14 protein-coding genes and 1 pseudogene are annotated in these 13,465 nt (G+C 73.1%); 6 read left to right on the top strand and 9 right to left on the bottom strand.

Annotation, left to right across the window (positions count from 1 at the left end; genetic code table 11):
* Positions 1-38: 38 nt before the first annotated feature.
* Positions 39-1,166: a DNA alkylation repair protein gene (locus ACZ6S8_RS29315; protein ID WP_469460420.1), complete on the bottom strand. Its 1,128-nt coding sequence runs from the start codon at positions 1,164-1,166 to the stop codon at positions 39-41.
* A 272-nt stretch (positions 1,167-1,438) separates the two neighbouring features.
* Between ACZ6S8_RS29315 and ACZ6S8_RS29310 the strand changes: the two genes are divergently transcribed.
* From ACZ6S8_RS29310 to ACZ6S8_RS29295, 4 genes are all read left to right on the top strand, one after another.
* On the top strand, positions 1,439-2,998 hold the full coding sequence (locus ACZ6S8_RS29310) for an APC family permease (RefSeq protein WP_469460419.1): 1,560 nt from the start codon (positions 1,439-1,441) through the stop codon (positions 2,996-2,998).
* A gap of 223 nt (positions 2,999-3,221) precedes the next feature.
* Positions 3,222-3,593: a type II toxin-antitoxin system RelE/ParE family toxin gene (locus ACZ6S8_RS29305; protein WP_469460418.1), complete on the top strand. Its 372-nt coding sequence runs from the start codon at positions 3,222-3,224 to the stop codon at positions 3,591-3,593.
* Complete coding sequence (locus tag ACZ6S8_RS29300) at positions 3,590-3,946, top strand: helix-turn-helix domain-containing protein (RefSeq protein ID WP_469460417.1); 357 nt, start codon at positions 3,590-3,592, stop codon at positions 3,944-3,946. The genes ACZ6S8_RS29305 and ACZ6S8_RS29300 overlap by 4 nt, the downstream gene beginning before the upstream one ends.
* Before the next feature lie 173 nt (positions 3,947-4,119).
* Positions 4,120-4,413, top strand: coding sequence for a hypothetical protein (locus ACZ6S8_RS29295; RefSeq protein WP_469460416.1), 294 nt, complete (start codon positions 4,120-4,122; stop codon positions 4,411-4,413).
* Between the two features lie 37 nt (positions 4,414-4,450).
* On the opposite strand, the gene ACZ6S8_RS29290 is transcribed toward ACZ6S8_RS29295, so the two are convergent.
* Positions 4,451-4,876: a hypothetical protein gene (locus ACZ6S8_RS29290; RefSeq protein ID WP_469460415.1), complete on the bottom strand. Its 426-nt coding sequence runs from the start codon at positions 4,874-4,876 to the stop codon at positions 4,451-4,453.
* Positions 4,877-5,009: 133 nt separating this feature from the next.
* The gene (locus ACZ6S8_RS29285) at positions 5,010-5,411 is read right to left on the bottom strand and encodes a VOC family protein (protein WP_469460414.1); all 402 of its coding nucleotides are present in this window, start codon (positions 5,409-5,411) and stop codon (positions 5,010-5,012) included.
* Positions 5,412-5,605: 194 nt separating this feature from the next.
* On the opposite strand from ACZ6S8_RS29285, the gene rph reads away from it, so the two are divergent.
* Positions 5,606-8,218 carry a rifamycin-inactivating phosphotransferase gene (gene rph / locus ACZ6S8_RS29280; protein ID WP_469460413.1) on the top strand — a complete coding sequence of 871 codons (2,613 nt, stop codon included), beginning with the start codon at positions 5,606-5,608 and terminating at the stop codon, positions 8,216-8,218.
* Positions 8,219-8,220: 2 nt separating this feature from the next.
* Here the strand turns inward: rph and ACZ6S8_RS29275 are convergent, their stop codons facing one another.
* Both ACZ6S8_RS29275 and ACZ6S8_RS29270 read right to left on the bottom strand, forming a co-directional pair.
* On the bottom strand, positions 8,221-8,472 hold the full coding sequence (locus ACZ6S8_RS29275; RefSeq protein WP_469460412.1) for a DUF397 domain-containing protein: 252 nt from the start codon (positions 8,470-8,472) through the stop codon (positions 8,221-8,223).
* Positions 8,469-9,305 (bottom strand): helix-turn-helix domain-containing protein, encoded by an 837-nt coding sequence (locus tag ACZ6S8_RS29270; RefSeq protein WP_469460411.1) that lies wholly within the window; start codon positions 9,303-9,305, stop codon positions 8,469-8,471. The genes ACZ6S8_RS29275 and ACZ6S8_RS29270 overlap by 4 nt, the downstream gene beginning before the upstream one ends.
* 128 nt (positions 9,306-9,433) lie before the next feature.
* On the opposite strand from ACZ6S8_RS29270, the pseudogene ACZ6S8_RS29265 reads away from it, so the two are divergent.
* Positions 9,434-9,781 (top strand): annotated as a pseudogene (locus ACZ6S8_RS29265) (ATP-binding protein); the annotation flags it as partial.
* 81 nt (positions 9,782-9,862) lie between these two features.
* Here the strand turns inward: ACZ6S8_RS29265 and ACZ6S8_RS29260 are convergent.
* From ACZ6S8_RS29260 to ACZ6S8_RS29245, 4 genes are all read right to left on the bottom strand, one after another.
* Complete coding sequence (locus ACZ6S8_RS29260) at positions 9,863-10,363, bottom strand: hypothetical protein (RefSeq protein ID WP_469460410.1); 501 nt, start codon at positions 10,361-10,363, stop codon at positions 9,863-9,865.
* Positions 10,360-10,614 carry a hypothetical protein gene (locus tag ACZ6S8_RS29255; protein WP_469460409.1) on the bottom strand — a complete coding sequence of 85 codons (255 nt, stop codon included), beginning with the start codon at positions 10,612-10,614 and terminating at the stop codon, positions 10,360-10,362. The genes ACZ6S8_RS29260 and ACZ6S8_RS29255 overlap by 4 nt, the downstream gene beginning before the upstream one ends.
* 62 nt (positions 10,615-10,676) lie before the next feature.
* A complete protein-coding gene (locus tag ACZ6S8_RS29250; protein WP_469460408.1) occupies positions 10,677-11,537 on the bottom strand; it encodes a TIGR03619 family F420-dependent LLM class oxidoreductase in 861 nt (286 codons plus the stop codon).
* A gap of 96 nt (positions 11,538-11,633) precedes the next feature.
* Entirely contained in the window at positions 11,634-12,767 is a 1,134-nt protein-coding gene (locus tag ACZ6S8_RS29245) for an ADP-ribosylglycohydrolase family protein (RefSeq protein ID WP_469460498.1), read from the bottom strand.
* Between the last annotated feature and the right edge of the window lie 698 nt (positions 12,768-13,465).

The following is a 13,465-nucleotide window of genomic DNA, read 5'->3' as shown; positions in this document are numbered from 1 at the left end:
CGCCCCGCCGGGGGACGGGGGCGGGGGCACGGCGCGTGTCAGTCGGCGGCGTCGAGGGGGAAGTCGGCGTCGCGGGTGGAGTCGGCGTCGAGGGTGAAGGCGGCCTCGCCGCGCACCCGGCCGTTGACCTGGAGCTGCACCAGGTGCTCGCCGGAGTGGTAGCGGCGGGTGGTGATCGGCTTGAAGGAGTGCCGTTTGGTGCCGGTGAGGGTCTCGCCGGGGGCCATGCTGCGGGTCGTGAGCTTGAAGACCTTCGGGGTGCGGGCGCCGTTGGCCTTGACGTGCTGGACCACGTAGTCGACGACCAGCTCGGCGGGGAGCGGGCCGGTGTGGGTGACCTCGTAGTCGAAGACCAGGTACGCACCGACGACGACGTGCGGGGTGGTGACGACGGGGCCGTGCACGGTGACCTCGACGTCGGGGGAGTGGCCGAGCAGGGTGAGCGCGTCGGGCCGGCCGGCCTTGATCAGCGTGCGCAGTCCGTGCCGGACGACGCGATCCGTCGTCGGCGCGGGGTCCGTGCGCCACTTCGCGGCGATCTCCACGGCGAGCGCGGGGTGGTCGCGGCTGATGTCGTTGAGGTGGTTGGCCACGGAGCGGCGCACGTACTCGGACCCGTCGCGGTGCAGGGCGTCGAGCAGGGGCACGGCCGGCCGGGGATCGGCGATGAACGCGGGCAGCTGCGGCGCCCACGGCAGGCGCGGCCGGGTGCCCTCGCTGACCAGGCGCCGCACGTGCGGATCGGGGTCCCCGGTCCAGCCCCCGACCACGGCGAGGGCGCGGGCCGGGTCGGCGCGCAGGAAGGGGCGTACGGCGGATTCGGCGGTCAGCCGGGGCGTGAGGTCGCGCAGGAGCGCCAGGCCCGGCTCGAAGGCCGCGAGCCCGCGGACGCCGACCGCCTCGTTGACGGGGAACGTCATCCAGCCGGCGAAGTCCGGGTCCTCCAGGGCGGTGCGCAGGACGGCCTCGAAGGCGGGCCAGTCCTCCGGGAGGTCGGCGAGGACGGCGTCGCGGACGGCGGCGACCCGGCCGCTGAAGGCGAGGCCGCCGAGCGTCGCGGCGCGGGCGCGCAGCGCCGGGGAGTCGGGTCTGCGGGCCGCGCGGGCGAGCAACCGGGCCAGGTTACTGACGGTATCCGCGCTGAGGAGCTCGTCGGCTGTGGGCATGGGGCCAGTCTGGCGGACCGGGCCCGGGTTTCGAGGGCCCTCGAAATTGGTACGGGAAACTTTTGAATGGTGCAAAACGGACACACCTGCGGTTTCCGCATGCCGGAAGCTTTGCTCTCAGGCCTTCCGAACCATGAATAGATGCCTGAGTGAACCTTGTATTGCGGGAGTGTGAACAGGATCGGCCTCGGGATTCCAAGGATTTTAGGCCTGTGGAGTATCGGACTTAAGCCCTCCGTATGAGGAAACCGCACCCTCTAACGTCCTGACCCATGACTCAGCTGGACGTCCGGCCTCAGGTCGGAGACACGGTAAGCGGCGTCGCCGAGGGCGATGTTCGCGGCAAGGGCCTCGGCAAGGGGTCCGTCGGACTGGTGGGAAGCGCCGTCATCGGCATCTCCACCGTCGCCCCCGTCTACTGCCTGACCTCGACCCTCGGCTCCACCGCCGGCGAGGTCGGCGTCCAGATGCCGGCGGTCTTCCTCGCCGGGTTCCTCCCGATGCTCCTGGTCGCCTTCGCCTACCGCGAGCTCAACAAGGCCATGCCGGACTGCGGCACCTCCTTCACCTGGACCGTCAAGGCCTTCGGCCCGCGGATCGGCTGGATGTGCGGCTGGGGCCTGGTGATCGCCACGATCATCGTGCTCTCCAACCTGGCCGGCGTCGCCACCTCCTACTTCTGGCTGCTGGCCGGCGAGATCACGAACAATCCGTCGATCGCCGCCCTGGACGACAACAAGTTCGTCCACATCGCCACCTGCCTCACCCTGATCGCCGTCGCGACCGCCATCAGCTACCGCGGCATGACCGCCACCAAGGGCGTCCAGTACGCCCTGGTCGGCCTCCAGCTCGTCGTGCTCGCCCTCTTCGTCGCGATGGCCTTCCAGAAGGCCTCCGCCGGCAGCTTCGACACCGGCCTGGACTTCTCCTGGTCCTGGATGAACCCCTTCGCGGTCGAGTCCATGGCGGCCTTCACCGCCGGCCTCTCGCTCTCGATCTTCATGTACTGGGGCTGGGACGCCTGCCTGGCGACCAACGAGGAGACCACCGGCTCCACCAAGACCCCCGGCCGCGCCTCGCTCATCGCGATGGTCGTCCTCGTCGGCTCCTACCTGGCCACCGGCATCGCCGCCCAGATGGCCGTCGGCTCCGGCGGTACCGGCCTCGGCCTCGGCAACCCGGAGACCTCCGACAACGTCTTCGCCGCCCTCGCCGGCCCGGTCATGGGCCCGATGCTCGGCATCCTGCTCTTCGTCGCGGTCCTGGCCTCCGCCACCGCCTCCCTGCAGACCACCTTCATCCCGGTGGCCCGCACGGTCCTGGCCATGTCGACGTACGAGGCCCTGCCGCCCTCGTACGCCAAGGTCCACCCGAAGTTCAAGACCCCGGGCCGCGCCACCGTGATGGCGGGCATCGCGACCGGCGCCTTCTACACCGTGATGACCCTGCTCAGCGAGAACGTCCTCACCGACACGATCTTCGCGCTCGGCCTGATGATCTGCTTCTACTACTCGCTGACCGCCTTCGCCTGCGCCTGGTACTTCCGCGGCGAACTGCGCCGCTCGGCGCGCGACCTGTTCTTCAAGGGCGTCTTCCCGGTCCTCGGCGGCCTGCTGCTGGCGGCGGTCTTCTGCAAGACCCTGATCGACATGTGGGACCCGTCCTACGGCTCCGGTTCCACCGTCCTCGGCGTCGGCAGCGTCTTCGTCATCGGCGTCGGCCTGCTGGCCCTCGGCCTGGTCGTCATGTTCGTCACCGAGCGCCGCAGCCCCGCCTTCTTCCGCGGCCAGGTCCTGACGAAGTCCACCCCGGCCCTGGTGGTCGAGGACTGACCCCACCCGCCCCACCCGCCCGGCTGAGTCACCCGGGCCCCGCCCCCGGCCCCGGATCCCCCGATCCGGGGCCGGGGGCGTTGCGGGCCGGGAGCTGCACCCCGTCGCGATCGCGCCGAAGTCGGCAGCGCGTACCTCGTTGGGGTGGTCCACGTGGGCACTGCTCCCCAAAAATATGCCTCTTGCGTAATATGCCGCACATGGCATACTCGGGGGGGCGCTCGTGGACTGGGAAGTGATTGTTGTGGAGCCTGCGCTTTCCTGGCTGCACGAGCTCCGCAAAGACGACCGGGATACGCTCGTGCAGATCAGCAAGGCCATCACCGCTCTGCGGCGGGAGGGACCGGCCACGGGCCGCCCTCTCGTGGACACGGTGAAGGGGTCGCGGCTCGCCAACCTCAAGGAACTCCGGCCGGGCTCGGCCGGAGGCGGCGAGGTCCGGTTGCTCTTCCTCTTCGACCCCCTGCGGCGCGCGGTGTTTCTCGTCGGCGGGGACAAGTCCGGCGAGTGGCAGGGTTGGTATCGCACTGCGATCCCGGTCGCGGAGCGGGCGTACGAGGACTATCTGACAGATCTTGAGGAGGGCACACCGTGAGCCAGGACCAGGGCCCGACGCCGGGCGGTCGCGCCAAGGCCGCAGCCCGCTGGGACGACCTCGTCCAGGAGTTCGAGTTCTCCCCTGCCGAGCAGGTCGAGATCGACCGCGGTGCCGCGGAGATGATCGCGGCGGTCCGCGCCCACCGCCTGGCGGAGGTCCGCAAGCGACAGCACACGACCCAGGTGCAGGTTGCCGAAGCCATGGGAGTCACCCAGGCGCGGGTCTCCCGGATCGAGAACGGTGAACTGGAGCGCAGCGAGGTCGAAACGCTGGCCGCCTACGTTCGCGCCCTCGGCGGCAAGCTGAAGATCGTGGCCGAGTTCGGTGACGAACAGTACGTACTGGGCTGACCGTTCCTGCTCCGCCGTGTTGCGAAGGGGTACGGGTGAGAGGAAGGGCGTCGACGCATCGCTGCGGCCATGGAGGATGCCGGGCTGCCGTACTGAGGGCGCGGCCGGCGGCCGGAGGGGGTCATTCGGGGGCGAGTGGTGACCCGGGGTGCGGGCGGGTCGTTGGGCGGGGCATGAACGTCATGAAGCGCACCCTGTCCGCCCTGGTCCTCACCGGCGGCGCCGCCCTCGCCCTCACCCCCGTCGCCGCGCACGCCGCCGACGAGCCCGCCGTCCAGGGGCCGCCGATCACGCAGCGCGTCACCGACATCGTCGACCACCCCGGGCAGGCGATCCAGGACACGAAGACGGCCGTCGAGGTCACCGGCTCCGCGGCCGGTTCCGCCACGGGCGCCATGGACAGCTCGCTCGCCGGCGCCGGCGGCGCCCTCGCGGCGGGCCTCCCGAAGGCCCCCAAGGTGGGCTGACCGGCCTACGGGCCGGCCGGCCCGCCCCGGGCAGCGGTCAGGGGTTCGCGGGCGGCACGTCCAGGGCCGGCCCGGGCTTGATCTTGAACGAGTGGAGCGGCGCGCCCGTCACGACCATGCCGGGCGAGAGCGGCGTCGGGTCCCACGCGGCTCCCGAGCAGTTCTCGCCCTCGTAGAGGAACACGGACGTGGAGGTCTGGTTGGCCACCGAGCCGAACGAGCTGCCCGCGGGAGCGTCGGGGAAGACCTCCTGGAGCGTGTAGCAGCGGCCGTCCCCCGGGGACTTGATGACCTTGATGGGGGCGCCGATCAGCCGCCCCCCGTCCCCGGGCGACTTCAGCGTGACCTGCACGTCGCCGACGACGGCCGCGGGGGCGGCGCCCGGCGGGGCCGCGGCGAGCATCAGCGCGGACGCCGCCGCGAGCGAGAGACCGGCCCAACGGGCGACTGGCCGACGGAGCATGGCAACCTCCAGGGCGCCGGGAACGGGGTGCTCCTACCCCGCCCAGTATCCGCCGGGCCCCCCACCCCCGCACTCGCGCCCTAGGCCGTCTCTTTCGGATCTTGCGGGCCCGGCAAGATCCGAAAGAGACGGCCTAGCCCCAGGTGCGGGAGCACAGCACCAGGCGGTACCCGTCGGGGTCGGCGACCGTGACCCCGTGCTCGTCCCAGTACGGGTTGTGCGAGGCGACGCGGGTCCCGCCGTGCTCCAGGAGCCGCCGGACGAGCGCCTCGTCGGGCACCTCGCCGAGGTACACCACGAACAGGTCGTCCACGGTGGGCGCGGGCGCCACCGGGTTCTCCGCGTCCCGGGTCAGCTCGAAGTGCCACCCGCCCCCGGCCGGACCCACCATCAGCAGGGCGTGCTCCCCGGGGCCCGTGCCGGTGCTGCGCCACTGCACGTCGAGCCCGAGCCCGTGCACGTAGAACCGCTCGGCGGCGTCCAGGTCGAGGGACGGGCGGGCGACGCGGATGTGGGTACCGGCGTGGATGACCATGGCGGAAGCCTAGGCGGGGCCCTGCGCGGGGCCTGCACGGGGCCCGCGCGGCGCCGGAAACAGCGAAGGCAAGGAGTAGGGAGCTCTCCTTGCCGTTCTCAACTTATAACCCGGCGGGGGGCTTGCCGCAAGGCCCCGGTGACGGCGCAGAATCGTCGGGCTGTGCCACCACCTGCGGAAAACGGGGCTTCACCATGCTTGAGCAGTACGTGCTGGACCTGCACGAGGTCGACGCGACACAGGTCGCGCGCGTCGGCGGCAAGGCCGCGCACCTGGGCGGGCTCACCACGATCGACGGCATCCGCGTACCGGGCGGCTTCTGCGTGACGACGGACGCCTTCCGGCGGGTCCTGGCGGACTCCCCGGCGGCCCACGACCTGCTCGACCGGCTGTCGCGCCTGGACCCGGAGGACCGGGACGGCATCCGCACGCTCAGCGCGCGGCTGCGCCGGACCGTCGAGGCGATCCCCGTCCCCGACGAGGTCGCCGCGGCGGTCACCGGCGCGCTCGCCCGCCTCGGCGACGGGACCGCCTGCGCCGTCCGCTCCAGCGCGACCGCGGAGGACCTGCCGACGGCCTCCTTCGCCGGCCAGCAGGACACCTACCTGAACGTCGTGGGGCCCGAGGAGGTCCTCCGGCACGTCAGCCGCTGCTGGGCCTCGCTGTTCACCGAGCGGGCCGTCGTCTACCGGCGGCGGGGCGGCATCGACGACCGCACGGTCCACATGGCCGTCGTCGTGCAGGAGATGGTCTTCCCGGACGCGTCCGGCATCCTGTTCACGGCCGACCCCGTCACCGGCAACCGGAAGCTCGCCACCGTGGACGCCGGCTTCGGCCTCGGCGAGGCCCTCGTCTCCGGCCTGGTGAACCCGGACGTCTTCACGGTGCGGGGCGGGAAGGTCGTCGCCCGGACGATCGCCGCGCAACAGCGCGCCGTCCACGCCCTGCCGGGCGGCGGCACGCACGAAGTGGCCGTCGACGCGCGGCAGCAGGAGGAGCCGGCGCTGACGGACGCGCAGGCCGTACGGCTCGTGGAACTCGGGCGGCGGATCGAAGCGCACTTCGGCAGCCCGCAGGACATCGAATGGTGCCTCGTCGACGACGGCTTCCACATCGTCCAGAGCCGCCCGATCACCACCCTGTTCCCCGTCCCCGTCTCCGCCGGCGGTGACCGGGACAACCGCGTCTACGTCTCCGTCGGCCACGGGCAGATGATGACCGACCCGATGAGGCCCCTGGGGCTCTCCATGTGGCAGCTGACGGCCATGGTCCCGATGCAGGAGGCCGGCGGGAGGCTGTTCGTCGACGTCACCGCGCGCCTCGCCGCGCCCGCGGGCCGCGACGCCTTCCTCGACGCCATGGGCAAGGGCGATCCGCTGGTCAGGGACGCCCTGGAGACCGTCCTCGACCGCGACGACTTCCTTACGCCGCCCCCGGCCGCCGCCCCCGACGGGCCGCCGGCCGCCGCGCCGCCCGCCCCGCCCGCGCCCCTCGCGACCGATCCGGCCGTCGTCACCGCGCTGATCGAGCGCAGCCGTACGTCCGTCGCCGCCCTGGAACGCGACATCGCGACGAAGAGCGGACCGGCGCTGTTCGACTACCTGACGGAGGCCTTCGAGGAGCACCTGCGGGTCCTCTCCGACCCGCTGAACATCCAGGCGATCATGGCGGGGATGGACGCCACCTGGTGGCTGAACGACAGGCTCCAGGAGTGGCTGGGCGAGAAGAACGCGGCCGACACCCTCACGCTGTCCGCCCCCGACAACATCACCTCCGAGATGGGACTGGAGCTGCTCGACGTCGCGGACGTGGTCCGCAGGCACCCGGAGGTGGTGGCCCACCTCCAGGCCGTCGAGGACGACGGCTTCCTCGACGGCCTGGCGAAGGTCGAGGGCGGGCCCGAGGCGCGCGACGCCATCGAGGGCTACCTCGACCGGTACGGGATGCGCTGCGTCGGCGAGATCGACATCACGAGGCCGCGCTGGCGCGAACGCCCCTCGACGCTCGTGCCCGTCATCCTCGACAACGTCCGGAACTTCGCACCGGGCGCCGCACGGCGCCGCTTCGAGGAAGGCCGGCAGAAGGCGTTGCGGAAGGAACAGGACGTGCTGGCGCGCCTGGTGGCCCTGCCGGACGGGGAGCGGAAGGCCGACGAGACCCGGCGGATGATCGACCGCGTCCGGACCTTCATCGGGTACCGGGAGTACCCGAAGTACGGCATCGTCAGCCGCACCTTCCTCTACAAGAAGGCCCTGCTGGCGGAGGCCGACCGCCTCGTGGCGGCCGGCCTGATCGCGGAACGGGAGGACGCCTTCTATCTCACGTTCCAGGAGCTCCGCGACGCCGTGCGCACGCAGCGGGTGGACGAGGGACTCGTCCGGGAGCGCAGGGAGGCGTTCCGGTCGTACCACGCGCTCACCCCGCCCCGGGTGCTCACCTCGGACGGCGAGGCCCTCACCGGGGCGTACCGGCGCGACGACGTGCCGGAGGGCGCCCTGACCGGCGTACCGGTCTCCGCCGGGACCGTCGAGGGACGGGCCCGCGTCGTCCTCGACATGGCGGACGCCGACCTCGAAGCGGGCGACATCCTGGTCACGGCCTTCACGGACCCCAGCTGGTCACCGCTGTTCGTCGGCATCGCGGGCCTGGTGACGGAGGTGGGCGGCCTGATGACCCACGGGGCGGTGATCGCCCGGGAGTACGGCCTGCCGGCCGTCGTGGGCGTGGAGCGGGCCACCCGGCTGATCCGGGACGGGCAGCGGATCCGCGTGCACGGCACGGACGGGTACGTCGAGATCCTGTCCTGAGCTCAGTCCCGCCCGGACGCGACCCCGCTCACGAAGGCGCTCCAGGTACGGGGGGCCACCGCCAGCTCGGGGCCCGCCGTCACCTTGGAGTCCCGGACGTGGACGGCGTCGGCGCAGGCGGCGACCTCGACGCAGTCGTCGCCCTCGCTGCCGCTGTAGGTGGACTTGTGCCAGGAGAGGGCGACCTCGACGCAGTTGTCGCCGTCACCGCTGCTGTAACTGCTCTTGAACCACCGGAGTCGGGAGCCGTTCACAGGGAACCTCGCATTCGCGTCAACAGGCCCGAACTACTCGCCGGGTTGAGGGCCTGGATGCGAAGTTTGGCATATCGCTGGTGGAGGAGGCTGAGGTCTTTCGGCTCGGAAAGCACCCTGCCCGACTGCTGCCCCTCGCTGTACCCCACCCATTCGTGGTCCTCGGTTTCAAGGAGGCAGAAGGGGCCACCGAGGCCCGCGTGCTCGGGGCTGATCAGAGGCATGATCTGCAGGTCGACGTTGGGTAGCCGGGCACACTCCAGCAGGTGATCGATGAGCTGCGAGGTCACCGACGGCCCACCGGTCTGCCGCGCCACCACCGCCTCGTCGATGATGAAGCTGAAGACCGTGTACGGCGTCCGGGACAGCAGGCGCTGGCGGTCCAGTCGAGCGGTAATGCGCGCCTCCACCTCCTCGACCGTGGGCGGCGGCAGGACGTCGCCGACGAGCGCCCGGGCGTATGGCTCGGGCTGGAGCAGGCCCGGTACGGACCGGCACTCGTACGTGTTGAGGGTGACCGCGCCCTCCTCCAGCTCCGCCCACCGCCGGAACCACGACGCCAGACCGCGCCGCCGGGTCAGCTGCTTCGCGGCGATGCCGATGACACCGAAGGTGTCGAGGACCGCCTCCGTCTTGTTGACGAACTTCTGCGACGGGTGGCGGCGGCCCTGCTCGACCGAGCCGACGTACTGCACCGAGTAGCCGATCAGCGGGGCCAGCTGTTCCTGCGTCAGGCCCGCCCGTTTGCGCGAGGCCTTGACCGTCTCCCCGAAGGAGCGCAGGTTGTCGTCGGGCTCGACCTCGCCGTCACCGCTGTCGTCGGCACTCACCATGGCGGTCACCTCCCGAGGGGAATGTTCACGCGCCGTGACTCCGCGTGTCCAGGGAGAGAACTCGTACAGATGGTTTGTACGAGTTCCGTTGGTGTTGAACGCCCCTGTTCACGCGGGACGTTGAGGACATGACCGCACCCTTCGGGCCGTCCGCGACCCTCGTACGTCTGTTCACTCAGCGTTTCAGCGCGACCCGGCGCGGCGCCCGCCTCGCGCGGATGCTCGCCCTGCACGAGCTGCACGCCTGGGGGTATCCGCTCTCGGACCCGCTCGCCGCCGATGCCGGGCTGGTCATCGGGGAGCTGGCCGCCAACGCCGTGCTGCACGGCAGGGTTCCCGGGCGGGACTTCGAGCTGCGGCTGGTCCTGCTGGACGCCGTGCTGCGGATCGAGGTGTCCGACGCGCGGGCCGACCGGCGGCCCGTGGAGGGGCCGCCGGCCGAGCAGGCCGAGTCGGGGCACGGTCTGCGGATCGTCGCCGCCGTCGCCGCCGGGTGGGGGGTGGTGGACCGGCTGGTCGGCAAGACGGTCTGGGCCGAACTGCCGCTCGCGGGACCCTCAGCCGGGGAGGTCCCGCCAGCGGGGGGACTCGTATCCGGGCTCGTCGGGGGCGCCGAAGTGGAAGGGCACGCCGAGGTGGGCGGCCAGGTCGGTGCCGGAGGCGGCGGCCGCGTCGGCGCCGCCCATCCGGGAGTAGACCGTGGCCAGGTGGTGTTCGCCGGCCGGGTCGTCGGTGACGGCGTGCAGCACCACGAACCAGTCGTGCACGGTGTCCCCGTCCCAGACGGCCTCGACGGCGAGGATCCGGCCGGGCAGGCCGGCAGCCCGTACGGCGAGCGAGTCGAGGTCGAGGGGGGAGTCGGGAGTGCGCGCCACCCGGTCGCCGAAGTGCACGTACCGGTCGTGGACGATCGACTGGGCGTCCGGCAGCCCGATGCCGAGGGTCCGCCCGGACTGGCAGAGGGTACGGAGCGCCTGGAGCCGGGCGTCCTGGAGGACGTACCCGTCGACCTGCGTGCGGATGCCCGCCGGGAGCGCGTGCCAGGCGGCCGTGGTCATGATCCGGCCCGGGTGGACGGGGCGGACGCGCCGACGAGGTAGGCGACCCGGTCGAGCAGGCGGCCGTACAGCGCGTCCACGCGCGCCCGCTGCGGGCCGGTGACGGCGGGGCCGGGCCCGCGCATGGCCCGCAGGTGCGCGTGGAACTCCGCCTCGTCCTCCGTGGCGATCAGCCGCTCCCAGCGGCCCGGGGTCCCCGTCGGGGACGGCGCCTGCGCCTTTCGGGCGCTGCGCGTGAACTGTCCTGGCATGCCGCCATGGTCGCCCGCGGCGGCCCGCGCGGTCGAACGGATTTCTCCCCGGGCCGGGCGGGTCAGAGGTACTGGGCGAACGCGTCCAGGGTGCGCAGGATCTCCGGCTCCGGTGCCGAGGGCAGCTGGAGGACGACCTCCTCGATGCCGAGGTCGGCGTAGTGGCCCATCTTGCCGGGGCTCGGCTGGACGGCGTACGGCACCACCTGAAGGGACTTGGGGTCGCGCCCGGCGGTCTCCCACACCTGGCGCAGCACCGGGAGGGACTCGGTGAGGCCGCCCCCGCCGATCGGGAGCCAGCCGTCGGCGTGGTCGGCGATGGCGGCGAAGAGCTTCGGGCCGGCCTGGCCGCCGATCAGGGTCCTGGGGCCGTACAAGGGCACGCCGGGCGCCAGTTCGCGGGGGGCCTGCACCGGCTTGGGGTGGGCGGCGCTGGCCCGGACGGAGGAGAACGCGCCGACGTACGCCGTGGGTTCGGGAGCCCACAGGGCGCGCATCAGGGCCATCCGGTCCCGGACCAGGTCGCGTCGGGTGTGCCACTCGACGCCGTGGTCGGCGGCCTCCTCGACGTTCCAGCCGTAGCCGATGCCGAGGGTGACGCGGCCGCCGGAGAGGTGGTCGACGGTGGCCACCTGCTTCGCGAGGCCGATCGGGTCGTGCTGGGCGACCAGGGTGATGCCGGTGCCGAGGTGCAGCCGCTCGGTGACGGCGGAGGCCTGGCCGAGGGCCACGAAGGGGTCGAGGGTGCGCCCGTACATCTCGGGAAGCTCGCCGCCCATGGGCGCGGGGGTGTCCCGGGCGGCCGGGATGTGGGTGTGCTCCGGCAGGTAGAGCCCGGAGAACCCGCGCTCCTCCAGGCTGCGGGCGAGGCGGACGGGCGAGATGGTGCGGTCGGTGAGGAAGACGGTCGTGGCGATCCGCATGGGCGCTGGCACCTCCGAGACGTGGGACCGGCCACGGTACGGGCTCGGCGCACGAATGTTGAGGGGGCGTCAGGTCGCTGCGCGGGCGGGCGGGGGTCAGCCGAGGGGGTAGCGGGCCAGCCAGCCGGGGGCCTGGCCGGCCGGGCCGTGCAGGGACGGGCCCTGGGTCATCTCCAGGGAGAAGTCGTCGGCGAGTTCCAGGATGGTGGCGCGGCCCTCCAGCTCGGTGAGCCAGGCGGCCGGGAGGGCCGTCTCGCCGTGCTGGGCGCCGAGGAGGGCCCCGCACAGGGCGCCGGTGGCGGCGGAGTCGCCGCCGTGGTTCACGGCGAGGCGCAGGCCGTGCGGGACGTCCTCGGCGACCAGGGCGCAGTACACGGCGGTGGCCAGGGCGGTGGCGGCGTCGTCGGTGCCGGCGGAGGCGTCGGCGCCCGTTCCGCCGGCGAGGGCGGCGAACGTCTCGGGGCCGGGCCGGCCCTGGGTGACGGCCGCCGTGGCGCGCTGGAGGGCGTCCGTGACGGGCTGGTGGCCCGGGCGGGCGCCGAGCAGGCCGAGGGCGCGCTGGACGGCGGAGTCGAGGGAGTCGCCGCGCGTCAGGCCGTGCACGATGACCGCGTACGCCCCGGCCGCGAGGTAGCCGGTGGGGTGGCCGTGGCTCTGCGCGGCGCACTCGACGGCGAGTTGGAGGACGAGGGCCGGCTCCCAGCCGACCAGCAGCCCGAAGGGGGCCGAGCGGGTGGCGGCGGCCGCGGTCCTCGCGGTCGGGTTCTTGGGCTGCTCCAGCGTGGCGAGGGTGCCGTCGGCGAAGCCGGTCAGGCAGGCGCGGTCCGGGCCGCGGCGGGCGTACAGCCACTCCTCCTGCGCGAGCCAGCCGTTGTCCTTGCGGCGCTCGTCCGGGCCCCAGTCGCTCTGCGTGGCGGCCCAGCGGAGGTAGGCGCGGTGGACGTCGGTGGGCGGGTGCCAGGCGCCGGTGTCGCGGCGCACGTGGGCGCGTACGAGGCCGTCCACGGTGAAGAGGGTGAGCTGGGTGCGGGCGGTCACCGTGCCGCGGCGTCCCTGGACGGGGGTGGGCGCGAGCAGGCCGCTCGGGCCGTGGGCCTCGCGGATGGCGTCGAGGGAGAGCCCGGCCACGGGGGCGCCGAGGGCGTCGCCGATCGCGGCGCCGAGGAGGGTCCCGCGGACGCGGCTGCGGAAGTCCTGCTGCTCGGCGCGGCCCCACAGCCCGGTCACGATCCCGCGGCCCGAGGTCCGCCCGGCGGCGGGAGCGGCGGCGGTGGCGGTGGCGGTGGCGTCCGGGCCGCGGTGCGGGGCCTGCGGGGCGCGGGCGGCGGCCGGGTGGGGTGCGGTGGGGGGCGGGGTCAGGGGGGTCTGAGGGCTCTGCGGGTTGTGAGGGCTCTGCGGGTTCTGAGAGCTCTGCGGGGGCAGGCCGGGGGCCGCGTCGGCGGCGGGCGGTATCGGGACCGCGGGTATCGGGACCGCGGGTATCGGGGCGCCGGTACCGGCGCCCGTACCGGGCAGGACCGGCACGGGTGGGTGCGCGGCGAGCGGGCCCGCGCCGAGGTCGAGACCCGGGGGAGTGTGGTCGGGGCCCAGCCCGGACCGGACGGCGGGACCGAGCACGTGCATGGCGCCGGTCGCGGGTGCGGGCGGTACGGGTGGGACCGGGGGTACGGGGGAGGGGGCGGGGTGCGGGCCCGGGGCGCCCGTACCCGGAGCGTGGCCGGTTCCGGCCGCCCGCTCGTCCGGGCTGCCGCCGCCCGTAGGGACCTGGCTCGTATCCATCACTTCGTCCACCCCCGCCACCGTGTCCCGTCAACGCAACCGCTTCACCCGCGTCGCCCGCACGCAGGTGAACCCGAACTGTAGTGGACAGCATCGGTCAATTCCGGAAGGTGTCCGGCATGCGACCCGGAGGTACACGGCCCGCGTCC

The organism is Streptomyces sp. NPDC048461, from assembly GCF_055587105.1.
Note: the sequence above shows the minus strand (reverse complement) of the source record. Positions and strands in the feature narration are given on the sequence as shown.

Coding starts and splice junctions, on each gene's coding strand:
- ACZ6S8_RS29315 (WP_469460420.1), bottom strand. CDS start 1,166: ATGCCCACAGCCGACGAGCTCCTCAGCGCGGATACCGTCAGTAACCTG.
- ACZ6S8_RS29310 (WP_469460419.1), top strand. CDS start 1,439: ATGACTCAGCTGGACGTCCGGCCTCAGGTCGGAGACACGGTAAGCGGC.
- ACZ6S8_RS29295 (WP_469460416.1), top strand. CDS start 4,120: ATGAACGTCATGAAGCGCACCCTGTCCGCCCTGGTCCTCACCGGCGGC.
- ACZ6S8_RS29290 (WP_469460415.1), bottom strand. CDS start 4,876: ATGCTCCGTCGGCCAGTCGCCCGTTGGGCCGGTCTCTCGCTCGCGGCG.
- ACZ6S8_RS29285 (WP_469460414.1), bottom strand. CDS start 5,411: ATGGTCATCCACGCCGGTACCCACATCCGCGTCGCCCGCCCGTCCCTC.
- rph (WP_469460413.1), top strand. CDS start 5,606: ATGCTTGAGCAGTACGTGCTGGACCTGCACGAGGTCGACGCGACACAG.
- ACZ6S8_RS29270 (WP_469460411.1), bottom strand. CDS start 9,305: ATGGTGAGTGCCGACGACAGCGGTGACGGCGAGGTCGAGCCCGACGAC.
- ACZ6S8_RS29260 (WP_469460410.1), bottom strand. CDS start 10,363: ATGACCACGGCCGCCTGGCACGCGCTCCCGGCGGGCATCCGCACGCAG.
- ACZ6S8_RS29255 (WP_469460409.1), bottom strand. CDS start 10,614: ATGCCAGGACAGTTCACGCGCAGCGCCCGAAAGGCGCAGGCGCCGTCC.
- ACZ6S8_RS29250 (WP_469460408.1), bottom strand. CDS start 11,537: ATGCGGATCGCCACGACCGTCTTCCTCACCGACCGCACCATCTCGCCC.